This is a genomic window from Klebsiella sp. 1SOBk5mer, from assembly GCF_046603115.1.
GTDB classification, from domain to species: domain Bacteria; phylum Pseudomonadota; class Gammaproteobacteria; order Enterobacterales; family Enterobacteriaceae; genus Klebsiella; species Klebsiella quasipneumoniae.
Map to the genome: position 1 here is coordinate 312,793 of NZ_JBKIUU010000007.1, position 17,429 is coordinate 330,221.

The 17,429-nt window shown below is 59.4% G+C and carries 16 protein-coding genes; 3 read left to right on the forward strand and 13 right to left on the reverse strand.

Going from position 1 to position 17,429, the window contains the following annotated elements:
• Positions 1-5: 5 nt before the first annotated feature.
• From glnB to purL, 5 genes are all read right to left on the reverse strand, one after another.
• On the reverse strand, positions 6-344 hold the full coding sequence (gene glnB, locus ACLH1U_RS17565) for a nitrogen regulatory protein P-II (protein WP_002914032.1): 339 nt from the start codon (positions 342-344) through the stop codon (positions 6-8).
• A 65-nt stretch (positions 345-409) separates the two neighbouring features.
• Positions 410-1,747: a two-component system response regulator GlrR gene (gene glrR / locus ACLH1U_RS17570; protein WP_023290658.1), complete on the reverse strand. Its 1,338-nt coding sequence runs from the start codon at positions 1,745-1,747 to the stop codon at positions 410-412.
• Positions 1,734-2,420 carry a two-component system QseEF-associated lipoprotein QseG gene (gene qseG, locus ACLH1U_RS17575; RefSeq protein ID WP_023290659.1) on the reverse strand — a complete coding sequence of 229 codons (687 nt, stop codon included), beginning with the start codon at positions 2,418-2,420 and terminating at the stop codon, positions 1,734-1,736. Before qseG ends, glrR begins: the two co-directional genes overlap by 14 nt.
• 29 nt (positions 2,421-2,449) lie before the next feature.
• Positions 2,450-3,871, reverse strand: a complete 1,422-nt coding sequence (locus ACLH1U_RS17580; protein ID WP_072420910.1) for a sensor histidine kinase — start codon at positions 3,869-3,871, stop codon at positions 2,450-2,452.
• Positions 3,872-4,463: 592 nt separating this feature from the next.
• Positions 4,464-8,351, reverse strand: coding sequence for a phosphoribosylformylglycinamidine synthase (purL, locus tag ACLH1U_RS17585; RefSeq protein WP_411299373.1), 3,888 nt, complete (start codon positions 8,349-8,351; stop codon positions 4,464-4,466).
• A gap of 174 nt (positions 8,352-8,525) precedes the next feature.
• Here purL and mltF point away from each other — a divergent pair, with 174 nt between their 5' ends.
• A complete protein-coding gene (gene mltF / locus ACLH1U_RS17590) occupies positions 8,526-10,142 on the forward strand; it encodes a membrane-bound lytic murein transglycosylase MltF (protein WP_085551252.1) in 1,617 nt (538 codons plus the stop codon).
• Here the strand turns inward: mltF and tadA are convergent.
• The gene (tadA, locus tag ACLH1U_RS17595; RefSeq protein WP_023290663.1) at positions 10,139-10,648 is read right to left on the reverse strand and encodes a tRNA adenosine(34) deaminase TadA; all 510 of its coding nucleotides are present in this window, start codon (positions 10,646-10,648) and stop codon (positions 10,139-10,141) included. The genes mltF and tadA overlap by 4 nt on opposite strands.
• A 62-nt stretch (positions 10,649-10,710) precedes the next feature.
• On the reverse strand, positions 10,711-11,346 hold the full coding sequence (gene yfhb / locus ACLH1U_RS17600) for a phosphatidylglycerophosphatase C (protein ID WP_065883071.1): 636 nt from the start codon (positions 11,344-11,346) through the stop codon (positions 10,711-10,713).
• A 211-nt stretch (positions 11,347-11,557) separates the two neighbouring features.
• On the opposite strand from yfhb, the gene ACLH1U_RS17605 reads away from it, so the two are divergent.
• Positions 11,558-12,406, forward strand: a complete 849-nt coding sequence (locus ACLH1U_RS17605) for a MurR/RpiR family transcriptional regulator (protein ID WP_023290664.1) — start codon at positions 11,558-11,560, stop codon at positions 12,404-12,406.
• 56 nt (positions 12,407-12,462) lie between these two features.
• Positions 12,463-12,723, forward strand: coding sequence for a YfhL family 4Fe-4S dicluster ferredoxin (locus tag ACLH1U_RS17610; RefSeq protein ID WP_023290665.1), 261 nt, complete (start codon positions 12,463-12,465; stop codon positions 12,721-12,723).
• A 12-nt stretch (positions 12,724-12,735) separates the two neighbouring features.
• On the opposite strand, the gene acpS is transcribed toward ACLH1U_RS17610, so the two are convergent.
• From acpS to lepB, 6 genes are all read right to left on the reverse strand, one after another.
• The gene (gene acpS / locus ACLH1U_RS17615; protein WP_004201835.1) at positions 12,736-13,116 is read right to left on the reverse strand and encodes a holo-ACP synthase; all 381 of its coding nucleotides are present in this window, start codon (positions 13,114-13,116) and stop codon (positions 12,736-12,738) included.
• Positions 13,116-13,847: a pyridoxine 5'-phosphate synthase gene (gene pdxJ, locus ACLH1U_RS17620; protein ID WP_004201834.1), complete on the reverse strand. Its 732-nt coding sequence runs from the start codon at positions 13,845-13,847 to the stop codon at positions 13,116-13,118. The genes acpS and pdxJ overlap by 1 nt, the downstream gene beginning before the upstream one ends.
• A gap of 11 nt (positions 13,848-13,858) precedes the next feature.
• Positions 13,859-14,596, reverse strand: coding sequence for a DNA repair protein RecO (recO, locus tag ACLH1U_RS17625; RefSeq protein ID WP_411299374.1), 738 nt, complete (start codon positions 14,594-14,596; stop codon positions 13,859-13,861).
• Positions 14,597-14,607: 11 nt separating this feature from the next.
• The gene (gene era, locus ACLH1U_RS17630; RefSeq protein WP_023290667.1) at positions 14,608-15,513 is read right to left on the reverse strand and encodes a GTPase Era; all 906 of its coding nucleotides are present in this window, start codon (positions 15,511-15,513) and stop codon (positions 14,608-14,610) included.
• A complete protein-coding gene (rnc, locus tag ACLH1U_RS17635) occupies positions 15,510-16,190 on the reverse strand; it encodes a ribonuclease III (RefSeq protein WP_002914065.1) in 681 nt (226 codons plus the stop codon). The genes era and rnc overlap by 4 nt, the downstream gene beginning before the upstream one ends.
• A 249-nt stretch (positions 16,191-16,439) precedes the next feature.
• Complete coding sequence (lepB, locus tag ACLH1U_RS17640; RefSeq protein ID WP_004201827.1) at positions 16,440-17,414, reverse strand: signal peptidase I; 975 nt, start codon at positions 17,412-17,414, stop codon at positions 16,440-16,442.
• Positions 17,415-17,429 lie beyond the last annotated feature (15 nt).

Below are 17,429 nucleotides of genomic sequence, written 5' to 3' on the forward strand. Positions count from 1 at the left end.
GAGCGTTAAATCGCCGCGTCGTCTTCTTCGCCGGTACGGATACGAATCACGCGCGCGACATCAAAGACAAAGATTTTACCGTCACCGATTTTGCCGGTCTGCGCGGTACGGATGATGGTATCCACACAGGTATCGACGATATCGTCGGTCACCACGATTTCAATTTTCACTTTCGGCAGAAAATCCACCATATACTCCGCGCCGCGGTAGAGTTCGGTGTGCCCTTTCTGGCGGCCAAAGCCTTTCACTTCCGTTACCGTCATCCCGGTGATGCCGACTTCGGCCAGCGCTTCACGCACGTCATCCAGTTTGAAAGGTTTAATAATCGCATCAATCTTTTTCATGGTGTTCCTGTCTTAGTCGCGTAACCGGTTGCTTACCGTATCATAACTTGCGCTATGTTGCGGAGCTACTCTTTAAAGTCGTTGGCGTCGAGCTCATGGCGCGACAGCAGCTTATAGAATTCAGTGCGGTTGCGTCCAGCCATCCGCGCCGCATGGGTGACGTTGCCCCTGGTAATCTGCAGCAGCTTGCGCAGGTAGTTCAGCTCAAACTGATTGCGCGCCTCCACAAAGGTCGGCAGGGCGGTGTTCTCGCCCTCCAGCGCCTGCTCCACCAGCGCATCGCCAATCACCGGCGACGAGGTCAGGGCCACGCACTGCTCAATCACGTTCACCAGCTGGCGCACATTGCCCGGCCAGTTGGCGGCCATCAGCCGCTTCATCGCATCGCTGGAAAACGCCCGTACGAACGGCTTATGGCGATCGGCGGACTGACGCAGCAGATGGTTGGCTAACAGCGGAATATCTTCCGTGCGTTCGGAGAGCGGCGGGATCTTCAGGTTAACCACATTGAGGCGATAGAACAGATCTTCGCGAAACTCGCCGCGAGCCATCGCCTTCGGCAGGTCGCGGTGGGTGGCGGAGATGATCCGCACGTTGATCTCGATATCGCGGTTGCTGCCGAGCGGGCGTACCTTACGCTCCTGCAGGACGCGCAGCAGCTTCACCTGCAGGGCGACCGGCATATCGCCAATCTCATCGAGAAACAGCGTACCGCCTTCGGCGGCCTGGAATAACCCTTCGCGGTTGCTGACCGCGCCGGTAAAGGCGCCCCGCGCATGGCCGAACAGTTCGGACTCGAGCAGCTGTTCCGGCAACGCGCCGCAGTTAATCGCCACGAACGGCTTGTCATGACGCGGGCTGGCGTTGTGGATCGCCTGGGCGACTATCTCCTTCCCGGTCCCGCTCTGGCCGTTAATCAGCACGCTAACGTCGGATTGCGCCACCATCCCGGCCTGCTCGAGCAGGCGCAGCATCAGCGGGCTGCGGGTGACAATGGCCTGACGCCAGGCTTCGTCGGTGGCTGGCGAGCGCTGCTCCAGCGCCTCATCAATGGCTTGATACAAGGCGTCTTTATCAACCGGCTTAGTCAGGAAGCTGAAGACGCCCTGCTGGGTGGCCGCCACCGCGTCGGGGATCGAGCCATGGGCGGTGAGAATGATCACCGGCATGCCGGGCTGCCCCTTCTGGATCTCACTGAACAGCTGCAGACCGTCCATTTCATCCATCCGCAGATCGCTAATCACCAGATCCACCTTCTCACGCCCCAGCACGCGCAGCGCTTCCGGGCCGCTCTCGGCGGTGACCACGCTATAGCCTTCACTGACCAGGCGCATGCCCAGCAGCTTCAGCAGCCCCGGATCGTCATCCACCAGCAGCAAACGCGCCGGTTTACGGATCGTCATGGATCACCTCCGGCACTTTTTCGCTGCCGAAATTGCCGCCCGGCTTGCGGCTGGAGAGCTGGCGTTCAATATCCGTCAGATTCTCCAGCTTACGGGTGGTCAACTCCAGCTGTTCGCGCAGCGACTGCTCCTGCTGGCGCAACGTCTCCAGCTCGCTATCGCTGGACTGCTGAAGCTTCGCGTAGCGGGCTCGCTCCTCCACCAGCTGCAGCTGACGGGCCTGCCCGTCGCGCCAGAGCTGATACAGCGGGCGGACCTGAACGGCGATTTGCGGGCTGAAGGTGTCGAGACGCGCCACCAGCTCGCGGCGCTCGTCAGGGGTAATTTTGGCATCGGCAAGCAGAATGCCGCGGCGGAACGCGTCCTGCCAGCTGTCGTCGGTATGGCGTTTCGCCTCCGCTCGCGCCTGCGCCGGCGCGAGACGATCGGCGCAGTCAATGCCCCGCAGCCAGTAGAGGGGGTTTTTGTCGCTGGCATCGCTGCTGTGCGCCCAGATATCGGCGCAGTCCACCGCGACAAAATCGGCCACCTGATGCTGCGCCTGCCCGGGGGCGGCGGCACCTTCCGCACTATGCGGCGAGAAGCCGGCGGAACACCCCGCCAGCGTCAGACAAGCAATGCCTGAGAGCAGCCATCCGCTAAGGGAACGGCGCCAGGCCAGGAATTGGGACATAGTTCCCCGATATCGATTCATTAGTTGGATTATTCCGGCGCTGAGGGAAGCGTAATGCGAAAACAGACCTGCCCGGCGGGGGCGTCAACCAGACTGAGCTCCCCTTGCATCTGACGGACGCAGTCGCGGGCGATGCTTAACCCCAGTCCACTGCCTTTCACGGCCCCTTTACGCTGGTGACTCCCCTGGTAAAAGGGCTCAAAAATCATATTCTTTTCCGCGGCCGGGATCGGTTCGCCGCTGTTGGCGACATCAATACGCACCTGCTCTCCGTGCCGGTAGCTATGGATACGAATGTTACCGGATTCAGCGCCATAGTGCACCGCATTGGAGTAGAGATTATCCATTACGCTTATCAATAGCGCAGGCTCTGCCAGACAATGCCGCGCCTGCAGCGCCAGCTCGGTATGCATCAGTTTAGCCCGCGCGGGCAAACTGTGCGCCGCCACGACGTTTTCCACCAGCTCCACCAGGTCCACTTCTTCTCGGGCTACCGGGCCGTCGGCCTGTTTGCGGTTGTAGTCCAGCAGCTGTTCAATCAGCTTTTGCAGGTTGCGGCTGCTGCTGTCGAGGATCTCGACGATCTCCTGCTGCTCCGGCGTCAGCGGCCCGGCGACACGGTCGGCCAACAGCTCGGTGCCTTCACGCATACTGGCCAGCGGGGTTTTCAGCTCATGCGACAGATGGCGAAGAAACTGATGCCGCTGCGACTCCAGCCATGCCAGGCGCTCGCTGAGCCAGATAATGCGCTTGCCTACCGAGCGCAGCTCGCGCGGGCCGGTAAACAATGCCGCGTCGTCCAGCGACTTCCCTGCCCCCAGCTGGTTGATCATTCTTTCGATGCCTTTCACCGGGCCGATGATCATGCGGGTAAAAAGCAGCACCAGCGCCAGGCTCAGCAGAAACAGCACCAACGCCTGCCAGCCGAAAAACTGGCCGCGCTCGGCAATCTCCTGCTGCAGCTGCTGGCCGCGGGAATAGACCACCGCCCGGGTCGCCTGGACCATGTCGCTGTTATTACTGGCGAACACTTCCAGTCTGGCGGCTGCCTGGGCGTCGGGGCCGCTGTTGTTACACTGCAGCTGCGCCAGATCGCTGACATCCTGGCGCAGCGCCTGCCAGAGCTTCTCGTCCGGCAGCACGCCGGCGTGCGCGTCCAGCATCTGGCTGTAGCGCTGCCGCTGGTTTTGATAGACGCGCGCCAGCGTCGGATCGTCCAGCACGCAGTACTGGCGATAGCTGCGCTCCATCTCCAGCGCGGCATTGATCATCGCCTCGCTGCGGCGGGCATCGACCAGCGTAGTGCGGTTGATATGCGCCGCCTGGGCGCTGAGGGCATTGAGGCTCTGCCAGGCCTGCCAGGCCAGCACCAGCAACGGCAGCAGGATCAGCACAAAGGAGAGCGTCACCAGCTGACGCAGCGAACGGGGAAAAAGAGAGAGTCGCTTCAAGGGTGTGGTCTCAATCATTAGCTCTGGTCGATGCTAACTGAGGAGCGCGGCGGAGAAAAGCGATACCCGTCGCCACGGCGCCGCAGAAACAACAAAGCCAGGCGCAAGGCCTGGCTTTGTTGAGAAATGAGGCGGTGCCTTACTCGACGTTTCGCCCGATGTCTGATAAAGCCAGGCTGTTATCAGGAGTTGGACGGCAGGCACCTGTTTGTGCGTCATTCGAAGTTTATGTAGCGCGTCCCGAAGGGGCTGACATAAGAAGGTGAATGAGCCACTGGTTAATATTATGCATGAACTATGCCATCTTTCAAAACATTTTATTAACACGTTGATATATATGACTTTCACCATAAAATCCAACCATTCCAGCGCTGTATACTTTTTATCCATGATGTCGCCGATTAGCGACACTAAATATGCCCCAGGTTACTCATCATTTAAATCAATAACTTAAGTGTCGCCTTTTGGCGACACTGCAATATGCCAGTTGTCGGTGATTCCCGACACCCTGGCGTGCCGGCCGTCACAGATAAAAAAAAGCCCCCTGCCTGAGCAGGGGGCCGATACGTTCGCGTGACACGCTTCGGGAAGATTAACCCAGCTGTTTACGCGCGTTGCGGAAGATACGCATCCACGGGCTGTCTTCGCCCCAGTTTTCCGGGTGCCAGGAGTTGCTTACGGTGCGGAAGACGCGTTCCGGGTGCGGCATCATGATGGTCGCGCGCCCGCTTTCGCTGGTCACCGCGGTGATACCGTTCGGGGAACCGTTCGGGTTCGCCGGATAGGTTTCAGTCACTTTGCCGAAGTTGTCCACGAAGCGCAGCGCTACCAGACCTTTGCTCTCCAGCTGGGCCAGATGCGCGCTGTCGCGCACTTCCACCTGCCCTTCGCCGTGGGAGACCGCAATCGGCATCTGTGAGCCAACCATGCCTTCCAGCAGCAGAGACGGGCTTTGCGTCACTTCCACCAGGCTGAAGCGCGCTTCAAAGCGGTCAGACTGGTTGCGCACAAAGCGCGGCCACAGGTCGCTGCCCGGGATCAGCTCGCGCAGGTTGGACATCATCTGACAGCCGTTGCACACGCCGAGCGCCAGGGTCTGCGGACGATGGAAGAAGGTCGCGAACTCATCGCGCACGCGCTCGTTGAACAGAATCGACTTCGCCCAGCCTTCGCCTGCCCCCAGCACGTCGCCGTAGGAGAAGCCGCCGCAGGCCACCAGGGCATGGAAATCGCCCAGACCGGTGCGGCCCGCCAGCAGGTCGCTCATATGCACGTCGATGGCGTCAAAGCCGGCGCGATGGAAGGCTGCCGCCATTTCAACGTGAGAGTTCACCCCCTGCTCGCGCAGGACGGCCACTTTCGGACGCGCGCCGGTGGCAATGTACGGCGCGGCGACGTCGTCATTAATATCAAACGAGAGCTTCACATTAAGGCCCGGATCGGCGTCGTTGGCTTTCGCCTCGTGCTCCTGATCGGCGCAGGCCGGGTTGTCGCGCAGACGCTGCATCTGCCAGGTGGTTTCAGCCCACCACATGCGCAGGGTGGTACGGCTTTCGCTAAACACCGTCTGACCGCTGGCGGTCAGCACGAAGCGATCGCCCTCGACCGCTTTACCGAGGTAATGCACGCAGTCCGCCAGGCCGTTAACCGCCAGAATGGCTTCCACTGCCTCACGGTCTGCGGCGCGGACCTGAATCACCGCCCCCAGCTCTTCGTTGAACAGCGCCGCCAGACGGTCGTCGCCCAGCGCGGCGATATCCGCTTCCAGTCCACAGTGGCCGGTAAAGGCCATTTCCGCCAGGGTGACCAGCAGGCCGCCGTCGGAGCGGTCGTGGTAGGCCAGCAGTTTACGCTGCGCCACCAGGGCCTGCATCGCATCCCAGAAGCCTTTCAGCTGCGCGACATCGCGCACGTCAGCCGGCTTGTCGCCGAGCTGGCGATAGACCTGCGCCAGCGCCGTCGCGCCCAGCGCGTTGTGCCCTTTACCGAGGTCGATCAGCAGCAGGGCGTTATCTTCCGTCGAGAGCTGCGGCGTGACGGTATGACGAACATCTTCGACACGGGCGAAGGCGGAGATCACCAGCGACAGCGGAGAGGTCATCTCACGCTGCTCGCTGCCTTCCTGCCAGCGGGTTTTCATCGACATTGAGTCTTTGCCGACCGGAATGGTCAGGCCCAGCGCCGGGCACAGCTCTTCGCCCACCGCTTTCACCGCCTCATACAGACCCGCGTCTTCGCCCGGGTGGCCGGCGGCGGCCATCCAGTTAGCCGACAGCTTCACGCGATTCAGCTCGCCAATCTGCGTGGCGGCGATATTGGTCAGCGCTTCGCCAACCGCCAGACGGCCGGAGGCGGCGAAGTCCAGCAGAGCAACCGGGGCGCGCTCGCCCATCGCCATCGCTTCGCCGTAGTAGCTGTCGAGGCTGGCGGTGGTGACCGCGCAGTTGGCCACCGGGATCTGCCACGGGCCGACCATCTGGTCGCGGGCGACCATGCCGGTCACGGTGCGGTCGCCGATGGTCACGAGGAAGGTTTTCTCGGCCACCGTCGGCAGGTGCAGAATGCGATTAACCGCATCGGCGATGGTAATCGGTTGGCGATCCAGCGCGCTGCCCTGGGCTTTCAGGGTCTGCACGTCACGGGTCATTTTCGGCGTTTTGCCAAGCAGGACGTCCAGCGGCAGATCGATCGGCTGATCGTTAAAGTGGCTGTCGCTCAGGCTCAGGTGCTGCTCGGCGGTGGCTTCGCCGATAACCGCATAAGGCGCGCGCTCGCGGCGGCACAGCTCGTCGAACAGAGGCAGTTGCTCCGGGGCGACCGCCAGGACATAACGTTCCTGCGATTCGTTACACCAGATCTCCAGCGGGCTCATGCCTGGCTCATCGCTCAGGATATCGCGCAGCTGGAATTTACCGCCGCGGCCGCCGTCGCTGACCAGCTCCGGCATGGCGTTGGAGAGACCGCCGGCGCCGACGTCGTGGATAAACAGGATCGGGTTGGCGTCGCCCAGCTGCCAGCAGCGGTCGATCACTTCCTGACAGCGACGCTCCATTTCCGGGTTGTCACGCTGGACGGAGGCGAAATCGAGGTCGGCATCGGACTGGCCGGAGGCCATGGAAGACGCCGCGCCGCCGCCGAGGCCGATGTTCATCGCCGGACCGCCGAGAACAATCAGCTTCGCGCCGACGGTAATCTCGCCCTTCTGCACGTGCTCGCCGCGGATGTTGCCGATACCGCCGGCCAGCATGATTGGTTTGTGGTAGCCGCGCAGCTCTTCACCGTTATGGCTGGTGACTTTCTCTTCATAGGTGCGGAAGTAGCCGTTCAGCGCCGGGCGACCAAATTCGTTGTTAAACGCCGCGCCGCCCAGCGGGCCTTCGGTCATGATGTCCAGGGCGGTGACGATGCGATCCGGTTTCCCGAAATCTTCTTCCCACGGCTGTTCGAAGCCCGGGATGCGCAGGTTGGAAACCGAGAAGCCCACCAGGCCCGCTTTCGGCTTCGCGCCGCGGCCGGTGGCGCCTTCATCGCGGATTTCGCCGCCGGAGCCGGTTGCCGCGCCCGGCCATGGGGAGATGGCCGTCGGGTGGTTATGGGTTTCCACCTTCATCAGAATGTGCGCCGGCTCCTGATGGAAGTCATAGCGTCCGGTCTGGTGGTCGGCAAAATAGCGCCCCACTTCAGACCCTTCCATTACCGCGGCGTTGTCTTTATAGGCCGACAGGACGTAGTCCGGCGTTTTTTCGAAGGTGTTTTTGATCATTTTGAACAGCGACTTCGGCTGCTGTTCGCCGTCGATGATCCAGTCGGCGTTGAAAATTTTGTGACGACAGTGCTCTGAGTTCGCCTGGGCGAACATATACAGCTCGATATCGTTCGGATTGCGTCCCAGACGGGTAAAGGCGTCCTGCAGGTAGTCAATTTCGTCATCTGCCAGCGCCAGCCCCAAACGGAGGTTGGCGTCAATCAGCGCCTGACGCCCTTCGCCCAACAGGTCAACGCTGGTCACCGGCGTCGGCTGATGGTGAGCGAACAGCTTTTCACCCGCTTCCAGCGCGTCGAAGACGCTCTCCATCATGCGGTCGTGCAGTTCCGCCGCCACCGCGGCCCACTGCGCTTCGGTCAGGGTCGAGGCTTCAACATAATACGCCACGCCGCGCTCCAGACGCACAACCTGAGCCAGGCCGCAGTTATGGGCGATATCGGTAGCTTTAGAAGACCAGGGAGAGATGGTGCCAGGGCGAGGGGTCACGAGCAGTAATTTACCGGTCGGGGTATGGCTGTTTAAGCTCGGGCCATACTTAAGCAGTCGCGCCAGGCGCTCGCGATCGTCAGCGCTCAGCGGGGCGTTCAGATCGGCAAAATGAATATACTCGGCATATATGGCGCTTACCGGAAGGTTGGCCGCCTGAAATCGTGCCAGCAGTTTATTAATACGGAATGCCGACAGTGCAGGTGAACCACGCAAAATTTCCATCATAAGTCTCTCGTCTTCGAAGCTTTCAGGGTGAGCCAGGGGGGAAACGGGCGTCATTATAGTGAATCCTGCGCCCCGACGAAACCGTTTGCGTAGAAATAAAATCATTGATGCTGTTTATCAATAAATGTGACGTCCATCGCGAATAAGTTGCCAACTGGCGCATTCTTAAGCAGAATGCCGCTCATTCGACGACAACCTTGCGTTTTTTCCGGACATCGCCTGCTGAGGAACCTGAAGCTGCAGAAGATTAACGCGCTGAAAAAATTAAAGATTAATTATCTGCTCATCGGCATTGTCACCCTTTTGCTGGCGGCTGCCCTGTGGCCGTCGATCCCCTGGTCCGGTAAACCGGAGAACCGGGTGGCGGGCATTATCGCTCGCGGCGAGCTACGCATCAGCACCATCAACTCGCCGATGACCTTCGCCACCATGAACAATAAAACCTTCGGCCTGGACTACGAACTGGCGAAGCAGTTTGCCGACTACCTCGGCGTGACGCTTAAGATAACCGTCCGCCAGAACATCAGCCAGCTGTTTGACGACCTCGACGACGGTCAGGCCGATATGCTGGCCGCCGGGCTGGTCTATAACCAGGAGCGGGTGAAAAACTACCAGGCCGGCCCTGGCTACTACTCCGTTTCCCAACAGCTGGTCTATCGCGTCGGCAATACCCGGCCGCGCAGCCTCGCGGCGCTGACCGCCGAGCAGCTCGCCATCGCCCCGGGTCACGTGGCGATCAACGACCTGCAGGTACTGAAAGCGGAGAAATACCCGGATCTTGCCTGGCGCGTGGACGAAAAGCGCGGCACCACCGCGCTGATGCAGGCGGTGATTGACGGCAAACTCGATTACACCATCGCCGACTCGGTGGCCGTCAGCCTGTTCCAGCGCGTCCATCCGGAGCTGGCGGTAGCCCTCGATATCACCGACGAACAGCCGGTCACCTGGTTCAGCGCCCGGGACGACGATAATTCGCTGTCGGCGGCGATGCTTGATTTCTTCAACAATATTAATGAAGACGGCACCCTGGCGCGCCTGGAAGAGAAGTACCTCGGCCACGGCAACGATTTCGATTATGTCGATACCCGCACCTTCCTGCGCGCGGTGGAAAACATTCTTCCGGAGGTGCAGCCGCTGTTTGAAAAGTACGCCCGCGAGATCGACTGGCGCCTGCTGGCCGCCATCGCCTGGCAGGAATCCCACTGGGATCCGCAGGCCACCTCGCCTACCGGCGTGCGCGGCATGATGATGCTTACGCGTAATACGGCGCAGAGTCTGGGGCTGACTGACCGGACCGATGCGGCGCAGAGTATCGACGGCGGTATGCGCTATCTACAGGATATGATGGATAAAGTGCCGGATTCGATCCCGAAAGATGAACGCATCTGGTTTGCGCTGGCCGCTTACAATATGGGCTATGCCCATATGCTGGACGCCATGGCGCTCACCCGCAAACAGAAAGGCGATCCCAACAGCTGGGCAGACGTTAAGCTGCGTTTACCCCTGCTGAGCCAGAAACCCTATTACAGCAAACTTAAATACGGCTATGCCCGCGGCCATGAGGCCTACGCCTATGTGGAAAACATCCGCAAATATCAGATAAGCCTTGTCGGCTATTTGTCAGAAAAGGAGCGCCAGCAGCAGCAAACGCTGGCCCTGGCGGAGGATTACCCGGCGGTGCTCCCCAATGAGCTCGAACAGCCGCAGGAGACCACCCTGCCCTTTTTCAAGTTTCGCGCCGATAAACAGATGGATAATGCCCGGATGAAACTCCCCGGCCACCTGTATTAACTTTCCCCGTTCTGCTCCCGGGCTTTCTTCAGCGCTTTTTTCTCTTCCCGCCGCCAGCGGAAGAAGTCGCTCAGCATGGCAGAGCAGGATCCCGCCAGCACGCCTTCGCTAATCTCAACCCGATGGTTCATTCCCGGGTGGTGCAGAACATCCATCAGCGAGCCGGCGGCGCCGGTCTTGGCATCCCTGGCGCCAAACACCAGGCGGGCGATACGGCTGTGCACCATCGCGCCCGCGCACATCACGCAGGGCTCGAGGGTCACGTACAGCGTGGCGTCGATCAGGCGATAGTTTTGCAGCACCAGCCCGCCCTGGCGTAAGGCCATAATTTCCGCATGGGCGGTGGGGTCGTGACGGCCTATCGGCCGGTTCCAGCCCTCGCCAATGACCTGATTGTTATGCACCAGCACCGCGCCCACCGGCACCTCGCCCTCTTCCCAGGCGCGCTTCGCCAGCGTCAGGGCATGACGCATCCAGTATTCATCATTGAGTTCGAGGTCAGACACAGCGGCCACTCCAGCAGAAAAAGCGGGGCGCATTATACATGGGAGCTATCAATTACACACTATTACTCCAGCTGCTGCAGCTCTCCCTGCGGTGTGACCCGCCAGCGATGCTGGCAAAAGCCGAGCAACGGGTTATCCTGCTCGCTATCGCTATAGCCGCTATACAGCTGCAGCGGAGCGCCAATCTTTTTCTCCAGCTGCACCACCTTTTCATGGCCCAGGCAGCGCAGGGTCAATACCCAGCCGCCCCAGCGGCGCGCGGTGCGGCTGGCTATCAGATTCACCCGCGGCAGCCAGAGTGTATCGCGATAGACCTGTTCCACCAGCGACTGCGGCGAGCCGGTGATCAACCAGACGTCGGCATCGGTACTGGTCAGGTAGGCCGTCAGCCGCGCATGAACCACCGGAAATGCCGTCACATGATGACGAAACCAGCCGACAAACTCCGCTTCCAGCCGCTTCAGTACCGCCTCGCGACGGCCAAAGGTTGACGCCCACAGCAGCAGGCTCATCGGCCAGCGCGCCGCCCGCCCGCACACCGCCAGCCCGGCAAGGATCGCTGGCCCCATCGCCACCACCAGCAGCAGGTTCAGCGGCAGATGGCGCAGCAGGTAGCGCAGAAAACTGCCGAACATATCCTGTTGATGCAAGGTTCCGTCCAGATCGAAAAACACCACTTTCCGTTCACTGTGCTGCAAACTGCCTCCTTCTCTCAGGATTCGCTTCTCGTTAGGGTAAGCTTAACAGTCTTATGCCATGAAGAGGGAAAACATCCCTGCCGTTAAGGAAGAATTAAATTAGCAGGCGAAGGAAAAATTGTGGCTTATGAATTTTTAATTCGTGGTATACCCCTTATAATCGAATAAAAATTCTGTCAGTCACGAGCCGGACGGCTCCAGCGGAGCTCTAATGAACTGTTTAACGCGTATTCGTCAGCGCTATCCCACCCTGGCGGCGAGCGACAAAAAGTTGGCCGATTTTATTCTGAGCCAACCCGATGACACCCGGCACCTCAGCTCGCAGCAGCTGGCGGTGGAAGCCGGTGTGAGTCAGTCCAGCGTGGTTAAATTTGCCCAGAAACTGGGGTTCAAAGGCTTTCCGGCGCTGAAGCTGGCGCTGAGTGAAGCGCTGGCCAGCAGCCCGGATCCGCACTCCGTTCCGGTACATAACCACATTCGCGGTGACGACCCGCTGCGTCTGGTGGGCGAGAAACTCATTAAAGACAATGTCGCCGCCATGCATGCCTCGCTGGACGTCAACACTGAAGAGACGTTGCGGGAAGCCGTCACGCTGCTGCGCAACGCCCGGCGGGTGATCGTCACCGGGATTGGCGCGTCCGGCCTGGTGGCGCGTAACTTTAGCTGGAAGCTGATGAAGATCGGCGTTAATGCTGTTTCGGAGCAGGATATGCACGCCCTGCTGGCGACGGTGCAGGCCATGTCCAGCGACGATCTGCTGCTGGCGATCTCTTACTCCGGCGAGCGTCGGGAGATCAATATGGCGGCCGGTGAAGCGCTGCGCGTGGGCTCCAGGATCCTGGCGATCACCGGCTTTAGCCCTAACGCCTTGCAGCAGCAGGCGACCCACTGCCTGTACACCATCGCCGAAGAGCAGGCGACGCGCAGCGCGGCCATCTCTTCCACCAGCGCGCAAATGATGCTCACCGACCTGCTGTTTATGGGGCTGGTGCAGCAGGATCTGGAGCGGGCGCCGGAGCGCATTCGCCATAGCGAAGCGCTGGTGAAAAAGCTGGTCTGAGCAGAAAATGGGCGTATAATGCCCGCCCTGTTTGTGTTGTTTCTGAGATTTTCCTGATGGCGCTGTTAATTACCAAAAAATGCATCAACTGCGATATGTGCGAGCCGGAGTGCCCTAATGAGGCCATTTCGATGGGTGACAGCATTTATGAAATTAACAGCGACCGCTGCACCGAATGCGTGGGCCATTACGACACGCCCACCTGCCAGAAGGTGTGCCCGATCCCAAATACCATTCTGAAAGATCCGGCACACGTCGAGAATGAAGAACAGCTGTGGGATAAATTCGTCCTGATGCACCACGCGGATAAAATTTAACCGCTTCCCGGCTTAGCTTTCGACAATCACCGTGGCGCAGGCGTAATGGCGCTCATCGGCAAGCGTGACATGAATATGGCTCACCCCCAGTCGTTCCGCCAGCCGTTGCGCCTCACCCCATAGCCGCAGCTTCGGCTTGCCCAGCTCATCGTTGTAAACTTCGAACTGATTAAAGGCCAACCCGTTGCGGATCCCGGTCCCCAACGCTTTCGCCGCCGCTTCCTTGACCGCAAAGCGTTTCGCCAGGAAACGCACCGGCTGCTGGTGCTGCTCCCAGATGCTCCATTCATGGTCGCTCAGCACCCGGCGGGCAAGGCGATCGCCGCTGCGGGCGATCACCGCCTCGATGCGGGCGATCTCGACGATGTCGGTACCCAGCCCGAGGATGGCCATTAGCCGCGCGCTTCCAGCATCAGACGTTTCATTTCCGCCACCGCCTCTTTCAGGCCGCTCATTACCGCCCGGCCAATAATCGCGTGGCCGATATTCAGCTCATGCATTTCCGGCAGCGCAGCAATCGCTTTCACGTTGTGATAGGTCAGACCGTGACCCGCATTGACCTTCAGGCCGAGGCTGGCGGCGTAGGTGGCCGCTTTGGCAATACGTTCCAGCTCCTTCGCCTGCTCGGCGTCGGTTTTAGCATCGGCATAGCAGCCGGTGTGGATTTCGATATAGGGCGCGCCAACGTCCGCTGCCGCTTTGATCTGCGCTTCATCCGCATCGATAAACAGGGAGACCAGGATGCCGGCATCCGCCAGGCGTTGACAGGCATCACGCATCTTGTCGCGCTGGCCGGCCACGTCCAGTCCGCCTTCGGTGGTCACTTCCTGACGCTTCTCCGGCACCAGGCAGCAGAAATGCGGTTTGGTTTCGCAGGCGATCGTCAGCATCTCTTCGGTGACCGCCATTTCAAGGTTCATGCGGGTGTGCAGCGTCTGGCGCAGGATACGCACATCGCGATCGGTGATATGGCGGCGGTCTTCGCGCAGATGCACGGTTATGCCGTCGGCGCCGGCCTGTTCGGCAATGAAAGCCGCCTGAACCGGATCCGGGTAAGCGGTGCCGCGGGCGTTACGCAAGGTCGCGATATGGTCAATATTGACCCCTAACAGTAATTCAGCCATGACAATCCTCATTAATCATTATTCGTATTATCCGCTCGCGCCTTTCGCGCGGGCATAAACTGGCGAAACAATTCCCGGCTCTTGAGCGGTTTGCCGCCGAGATAGGGCTTCAGGGCGATACGGGTAAAGCGCTTCGCGGCGCGCAACGTATCAACATCAGGAAACTCGCGACACGCCAACGCTTTCAAATGGTGCCCGGTAAACGTGTTGTTATCAATCACCAGGCTGGCAATAAAGCCTTTTTCTTCGCGATAGCGGTAGGTCATGGTGTCGTCCACCGGCTCGCCGCTCCCGGCACAGTGGAGAAAATCCACGCCATAGCCCAGGTGTCCGAGCAGCGCCAGCTCAAAGCGCCGCAGCGCAGGCTCCGGCGAGCCGCTGGCCCCGGCGAGCGCCTGAATGCAGTGCAGATAGTCAAAAAAGAGTTCGGAGAAGCGCGTTTCGTGCTCAAGTACGCGGGAGATAAGCTCGTTAACGTAAAGACCGCTGTAGAGGGTGATGCCGCTGAGCGGCAGCGCCAGCGAGACAGCTTCCGCGCTGCGCAGGGTTTTGACTTCGCCGCGGCCGCCGAAGCGAACCAGCAAGGGGGTAAAGGGCTGTAAAGCGCCTTTAAGATTCGAGCGTTTGGAGCGTGCGCCCTTGGCAACCAGGCGCACGCGACCGGATTCTTCCGTGAAGACGTCCAGCATCAGGCTGGTTTCGCTCCACGGTCGGCTATGCAGGACAAAGGCGCGCTGCCATCCATCCACGTTGCGTTAACTCAGAGGTCGTCAACATAACCGAGACTGCGCAGGGCGCGCTCGTCATCGGCCCAGCCGGATTTCACTTTGACCCACAGCTCGAGGTGCACCGGCGCTTCAAACATCTCCTGCATGTCCTTACGCGCTTCGATGCCGATGGTTTTGATTTTGGCGCCTTTGTTGCCAATCACCATCTTCTTCTGCCCTTCACGCTCGACAAGGATCAAGCCGTTGATGTCGTAACCGCCACGCTCGTTGGTCACGAAACGTTCGATTTCCACGGTGACGGAGTACGGTAGCTCAGCGCCGAGGAAACGCATCAGTTTTTCACGGATGATTTCGGAAGCCATAAAGCGCTGAGAACGATCGGTAATATAATCTTCCGGGAAGTGGTGGATCGCTTCCGGCAGATGCTTACGCACGATCGACGCAATGGTGTCGACGTTGGTCCCCGTTTCCGCCGACATCGGCACGATATCAAGGAAGTTCATCTGGCTGGCGAGGAACTGCAGATGCGGTAACAGATCCGCTTTTTCCTGCACGTTATCCACTTTGTTGACCGCGAGGATCACCGGCGCTTTGGCGTCGCGCAGCTTGTTGAGCACCATCTCGTCGTCCTGCGTCCAGCGGGTGCCTTCCACCACGAAGATGACCAGCTCAACATCGCCAATAGAGCTGCTGGCCGCTTTGTTCATTAAGCGGTTAATGGCGCGCTTTTCTTCCATATGCAGGCCCGGGGTATCGACGTAAATCGCCTGATACGGCCCTTCGGTATGGATGCCGACGATGCGGTGACGGGTGGTCTGCGCTTTACGGGAGGTGATCGAGATCTTCTGCCCAAGCAGCTTATTCAACAGCGTGGATTTGCCAACGTTTGGACGACCCACGATGGCGACAAACCCACAATAACTTTTTTCTTCGCTCATTCCAGCTCCAGCTTTTTCAGCGCCTGTTCGGCGGCAGCCTGCTCCGCCTTACGACGGCTGGAACCTGTGCCAACCACCGGTTCACTCAGGCCACTGACCTGGCAGTGGATAGTAAATTCCTGATCGTGCGCTTCGCCGCGCACCTGGACTACCAGGTAGGACGGTAGCGGCAGATGACGACCCTGCAGATACTCCTGCAGACGCGTCTTCGGATCCTTTTGCTTATCGCCCGGGCTGATTTCGTCCAGACGAGTCTGGTACCAGGAGAGGATTAAGCGTTCAACGTTCTGAATATCACTGTCGAGGAAAACCCCGCCAATTAACGCTTCAACGGTGTCCGCGAGAATCGATTCGCGACGGAAACCGCCGCTTTTCAGTTCGCCCGGCCCGAGGCGCAAGCATTCGCCCAGTTCAAACTCGCGGGCGATTTCCGCCAGCGTGTTGCCACGCACCAGCGTCGCGCGCATACGGCTCATGTCGCCTTCATCCACGCGAGGAAAGCGATGATACAGCGCATTAGCGATCACGAAACTTAAAATGGAGTCGCCTAAAAATTCCAGGCGCTCATTATGTTTGCTGCTGGCACTGCGGTGAGTTAATGCCTGTTGCAACAGCTCCTGATGATGAAAAGTGTAGCCCAGCTTTCGTTGAAGCCGATTAATTACGATGGGGTTCATGCGTTACCAATAAATGAATGCGTCAAAGATGCAGCACACGAAACCGACCTGAGCATACGCTTCAAACAGTAAGTTGAAACAGACCAATACGCTTTCGTGTGCAGTGTCACCCGGCAGAGCGACAACCAAAAACTTCGGGGGGATATTCTATACGCAACGACACGGGATGTCGTTAGTTTGAATGGATTTAAATACTAAATAATTCGCGCCGCTGCGATAACAGCAGCGGCGTGAATTCAGCAGATGAAATTAATGAATTCCACCAATGCGCGATAACCGCACGCCGGTCGGCCATTCACCTTCCTGCTTTTCAAAACTCATCCAGATAGCGGTGGCCTTCCCGACCAGGTTTGCTTCCGGCACAAAGCCCCAGTAACGGCTGTCGGCGCTGTTATCCCGGTTGTCGCCCATCATGAAGTACTGACCCGGCGGCACAATCCAGGTGGCCAGCGGCAGACCGCTCTGATGGTAATACATGCCAGCCTGATCCTGAGCAATCGGCACCATCAGAATACGATGCGTGACGTCGCCCAGCGTCTCCTGACGCTCGGTGAGGCGAATGCCGTCGGCTTTGGTTTCGCCCTTCGGCAGCTGCCAGAAACCGCTGCTCGCTTCGCCGCCGTTGCTGCGGGAGAAGGTCTGAACGAAATCGCTCGGCTCCACGTTGGAGTAAGTCACCGGCAGCGCGTTGCCGCAGGCCTGTCCGGAGCTGCAGCCCGGCTGAATAGTGACCTGCTTGGCAATCGGATCGTAGGTGACTTTATCCCCCGGGAGCCCCACCGCGCGCTTGATGTAGTCCAGGCGTGGGTCTTCCGGATATTTAAACACCACGATGTCGCCGCGCTTCGGATGACCCGTCTCGATCAGCGTTTTCTGGTAGATAGGATCTTTAATGCCGTAGGCAAATTTCTCCACCAGGATGAAATCGCCAATCAGCAGAGTCGGCATCATCGAACCTGACGGGATCTGGAACGGCTCATAAATGAATGAACGTACCACCAGAACGATCGCCAGCACCGGGAAAACCGATGCGCCGGTTTCCAGCCAGCCCGGTTTCGGGCCGACTTTCTTCAACGTCTTTTTGTCCAGCTGCTCGCCGGTCGCTGCCTGAGCAGCGGCCTGACGCTCACGACGTTTCGGTGCAAAAATGAACTTGTCCAGGCACCATAAAACGCCCGTCACCAGGGTTGCAATCACCAGGATCAGGGCAAACATGTTCGCCATGCCAACTCCTTAGGG